The organism is Actinoplanes sp. NPDC048791, from assembly GCF_040650095.1.
Lineage (GTDB): Bacteria > Actinomycetota > Actinomycetes > Mycobacteriales > Micromonosporaceae > Actinoplanes.
The window spans coordinates 1-2,035 of sequence record NZ_JBEZGQ010001296.1 but is presented as its reverse complement, the minus strand read 5'-3'; the positions used below and the strand labels follow the sequence as shown (position 1 = coordinate 2,035).

The 2,035-nt window shown below is 71.6% G+C and carries 2 protein-coding genes; both read left to right on the top strand.

What is annotated here, in order from left to right; translation table 11 throughout:
• The first annotated feature begins 126 nt into the window (after positions 1-126).
• Positions 127-936 (top strand): alpha/beta fold hydrolase, encoded by an 810-nt coding sequence (locus tag AB0C29_RS45595; RefSeq protein ID WP_360834218.1) that lies wholly within the window; start codon positions 127-129, stop codon positions 934-936.
• Positions 937-1,041: 105 nt separating this feature from the next.
• A partial coding sequence (locus tag AB0C29_RS45590; protein WP_360834216.1) for a trypsin-like serine protease occupies positions 1,042-2,035 on the top strand: 994 nt, incomplete at its 3' end.

Below are 2,035 nucleotides of genomic sequence, written 5' to 3'. Positions count from 1 at the left end.
GCTCAGTCATCGGAGCGAGGGGCCTGGGGGCCTACAGCTCGACGTTGTTCGCGCTCGGCGGGCTGAGTGAGGTGGAGCGGGGCGATCCGGTGGAGTCGGGCGTGGGCGTGCCGACGGCGGATCCGGGTGCGCGAGAGCGGCGACCCCGGCCACCCGCCGGTGCTGCTGCTGCACGGCATCGGCCGCAGCCTGGAGGACTGGGATCCGCAGCACGAGCGGCTGGCCGGCGACCACCGGCTGATCAGCGTGGACCTGCCCGGCTTCGGACTGTCCGAGCCGCTGCCGGGACGGGTGACCCTGGCCGGGCTGGCCGACGGGGTGGCGGCCACCGTCGACGCGCTCGGCGAGGACCGGCCACTGCATGTGATGGGCAATTCACTGGGCGGCGCAGTGGCGATGAAGATGCTCACCGATTCTCCTGAGCGGATCGCCACCCTGACGCTGGTGAACAGCGCCGGCTTCGGCAAGGAAGTGGCGGTGGCGTTGCGCATTCTCGCCGTTCCGGGCCTCGGTAAACCGTTGTTGCGGCGCATCGATGCTCGCTCCGCGTACCGGATCGAACGCAGCCTGTTCCATGACCGCGCCCATGTGACCCAGGAGCGGGTGGACCTTGCCCTGCGGGTGGCCGCCCGGCCGCACAATGCCCGGGTGTTCCTGGAGACGGCCCGGGAGCTGGGCACCCTGCGGGGCATCCGCGCACCCTGGCGGGAGACCCTGTTGGAGCAGGTCACGGCCCATGCCCGGCCGGCCCTGATCGTCTGGGGCGACCGCGACCTGATCCTGCCGGCGGCCCACCTGGCCGCCGCAGGCGCGGCCTTTCCGCACGCCCGGACCCATTTGTTCCCGGACACCGGGCACATGCCGCAGATCGAACGGGCCGACGATTTCGCCGACCTGGCCCGGGTGTTCCTGGCCGCCCATTCCTCCAGCGTTTAGCGCTGAGTCAGCAGGCCGTTCCGGAGAGAAATTGTATTGGCGCTTGCAACTTAAGATACGTTTCCCACGTCTTGTTGCACAGTTGCTCTCCGGAAGGACCGCCCTTTGCGACCCCGCTCCGCCACGACGTTGCTGGTGCTCCTGCTGCTGCCGGCGATCGCCGCCGCACTGGTGCTCGGCCCCGGCGCCCCGGCGCGCGCAGCCGCGGCACCACCGGCGATCGCCAACGGCGAGGACGCCGTGCCGGGCCGGTACGGCTTCGCGGTGAAGCTCACCATGACCGGCATCCCTGAGTCCGGTGGCGGGCGCCGCGACAGCTCCTGCACAGGCGCGCTGGTCGCACCCCGCTGGGTGATCACCGCCGGGCACTGTTTCAAGAACATCAACGGCACCCACGTCTCACGCCTGGTGGCCCGGCTGACCACCGCCACCGCCGGTCGCACCGACCTGTCCGGCACCGCGGGGCACAAGGTCAAGGTCATCGCGGTGCGCCAGTCCTCGACGACCGACGTGGCGCTGGCCAAGCTGGCCGAGCCGATCACCGACATCGCCCCGGTCAAGCTCAACCGCAAGGCGCCCAAGGTCGGCACGATCGTGCGGCTGGCCGGCTACGGCCGTACGGTCGACGACGATCCGTCGAGCCTGGCCACCCACCTGCAGACCGGCGAGTTCAAGGTCGCCTCGCTCAGCCGCGCGTACGTCGGCATGCGCGGCCACGCCCCCCGCTCCACCACCAGCCCCTGCTCGCAGGACTCGGGCGGCCCCTACTTCACCCAGCAGGACGGCGACGCGGTGCTGATCTCGGTGGTCAGCCACGGACCGTCGTGCCCGCACGCGAAGGTCGACCTGAGCGGGCGCGTCGACACCATCACCGGCTGGATCACCGGCATCATCGGCCGCCCGGCACCGGCCACGAAGGCGCCCGCGTCATCCAAGACGTCGTCCAAGGCGCCGGCGAAGAAGCCACCGGCCACGAAGCCGAGCGCCCCGCCGGCCGACGACAGCTCGCTGGCTGCCGCGGTCCGGGGCCCGGCCGCCGATCCCGTGGTCCGCACGGCGCTGGCCACCTTCGTGGTCGTCGGCTTCGGCGCGGTGCCCG